Genomic DNA, 2055 nt, shown 5'->3' with positions numbered 1-2055 from the left:
CGAGCGGACTCGCACCCTGCGCCGACGGCGTCAAGGACGTCTGCGGCGGCGGCCCCACCTGCAGCATCTTCCAGGTCGGCTGCAACGCGACCAACTCCTCGGGCGGTGCGGCTTCGTGCAGCTACAGCCCATGGGCGGTCAACAGCTGCCCGGACACCGCGCCCTCCACATCGACGCCCGCCCCGTACACGCCGCCAGCTGACAAGGTGGACGACGCCATCCAGATCGGCTTCGGATGCATCCCACCGGCGAAGGCGCAGCGCAGGGTGCTGTCCACCGCGAAGTCCTCGGAGGACCACGGCATCATCATGGTCCGCTTCTACATCCACACCCAATACGCAGCGCTCCTCCAATTGCGTGGTGACGACCGCGGCCCCTCCGGCGACCCTGAGGCCGCCTACCGGATGGCGCTGTTCTGGGACACCGCGACCGGCGAGATCAGCTTCACCGTCGCGCCGTCGACCTCTAATCCGTGGTCCATCCCCGGCCTCGGCACGCGCTTCGATTCCAAACTGATTGCCGCCCGACCGCTGGACGTCGGCCCGTACAGTGGCAAGGACACGACGCTGGCCTGGCACAACAACATCAACCCGCTCGAACTCTCCGCGGACAAGATCAAGATGGACATCCACGGGATCAACGCCTCGCTGGACGCGTTCTCCGCCAACGCGACGGTGACGGTGAGCCTTGGCACGCACTCTGTCTCGGTGGAGCGCAAGGGGGACAGGTACCCGGACATGGAGGTGGTGCAGTACCGTCGAGGGATGGCGCCGAACATGCTAGGTGTGGACAGGGCGACCTCTTTCCCCATCGACGACGGGATGGGCACGTCGCCCCCGCTTGCAGGCGGCCGCGACGCCAAGTTCGAATGCTCCGGTAACTGCTGATGGGTGCCGAGGCGCGGGAGGAGGGCGCGCTGCGCTGGTTCCTCCGGGCGGCGATCAGGTACATCCTGGCCTTCGCCGTGGGCTGGTTCGTGCTGGCCGGCGTGCTCACCCTGCTGTTCCGCCCGTCGTACGACCAAGTGCCCTACGGGCTGCTCGGGTTGGGGTACATCTTCTTCCCGCTGTTCGGCGTGCCCTCCCTGGTGCTCCTGCTGGCCCTCTCGCCGCTACGGTTCTTCCCGCACCTGCGGGCCGTCGTCGGTATCACACTGGCAGGGCCGCTGCTGTTCATCCTGATGATCAGTGGGCCTGGATGGCTGCTGTGGCCACTGGTGGTCATTCAGTTCGGCTTCGTGCTCAAGCTGATGCCGGAGGCACGGTTCCGGGTTACTGCCCATCGACGCTGACCCGGCCCGCCCTGCCCGACGCCGGCCCGCGAGACAATGTCTCGCGGGCCGGCGTTCACTGTTGCGTCCTGGGGACCCTGTCCTTGCCGAAAACCTCATCCGCCCTGTTCAGGCTGCATGTCGGTATCGTGGAGGAGGCCGCCGAGTCGGTCGGTTCGGCGCATGTTGAGGCGGGCGATCTGCTCCGGGTTGTCGATCGGTGCGGGAAGGGGGCGGCGAGGTCGGGCGTTCGCGATGCCCTGGTGTGGCCTATGGTCGTTGTAGAACCTCTCGAACTCGCGTAGCGCGCGCAGGAGGTGGCGCTGGTCCCAGATCAGCGTGCGGTCCAGCAGTTCTCGCCGGCAGGTCTGCACCCACCTTTCCATGATGGAGTTCATCCTCGGCATGCGGACTCCGCTGAGCACGACCTGGATACCTGCGTCGGCGAGGACGGCGTCGAACAGTTCGGGGAACTTCCCGTCCCGGTCCCGGAGCATGTAGCGCGCCCGGCAGCCGGCGTCCTCGAGGTCCATGACGAGGTTCTTCGCCGCCTGCGCCACCCAGGACGCGGTCGGATGAGCGGTTGCGCCCAGGATCCGGATCCGTCGGCTTGCGTGCTCGATCACCGCGAGCACATGCAGCCGGGCGCCGGACAAGGTGACCGTTTCGAAGAAGTCACAGGCGAGGAGTGAGGCTGTCGCACGACTTCGCCCGTCCGGGAGTCAAGAGCGCGATTTTGCGGTGCCGGCGAGGATTTTGCTGAGGTTGTGGACGGTGCCGAGGAG

At 66.9% G+C, this 2055-nt stretch carries 3 protein-coding genes; 2 read left to right on the top strand and 1 reads right to left on the bottom strand.

Annotated features, from left to right (window positions below):
* Together ACIPLC_RS38125 and ACIPLC_RS38120 are read left to right on the top strand one after the other, a co-directional pair.
* The coding region (locus ACIPLC_RS38125; protein WP_400477654.1) for a hypothetical protein at positions 1 to 887 on the top strand (887 nt) is incomplete at its 5' end.
* The gene (locus ACIPLC_RS38120) at positions 887 to 1291 is read left to right on the top strand and encodes a hypothetical protein (protein ID WP_400477653.1); all 405 of its coding nucleotides are present in this window, start codon (positions 887 to 889) and stop codon (positions 1289 to 1291) included. The genes ACIPLC_RS38125 and ACIPLC_RS38120, both read left to right, overlap by 1 nt.
* Positions 1292 to 1386: 95 nt before the next feature.
* Here ACIPLC_RS38120 and ACIPLC_RS38115 read toward each other — a convergent pair whose 3' ends face one another.
* Positions 1387 to 1926 carry an integrase core domain-containing protein gene (locus tag ACIPLC_RS38115; protein ID WP_400477652.1) on the bottom strand — a complete coding sequence of 180 codons (540 nt, stop codon included), beginning with the start codon at positions 1924 to 1926 and terminating at the stop codon, positions 1387 to 1389.
* Between the last annotated feature and the right edge of the window lie 129 nt (positions 1927 to 2055).

Source organism: Kitasatospora sp. NPDC086801 (assembly GCF_044745805.1).
Classification (GTDB): Bacteria; Actinomycetota; Actinomycetes; order Streptomycetales; family Streptomycetaceae; genus Kitasatospora.
Note: the sequence above shows the minus strand (reverse complement) of the source record. Positions and strands in the feature narration are given on the sequence as shown.

Bases quoted from the DNA above. Each gene is read 5' to 3' on its own strand.
- ACIPLC_RS38120 (WP_400477653.1), top strand. From the start codon at position 887: ATGGGTGCCGAGGCGCGGGAGGAGGGCGCGCTGCGCTGGTTCCTCCGG.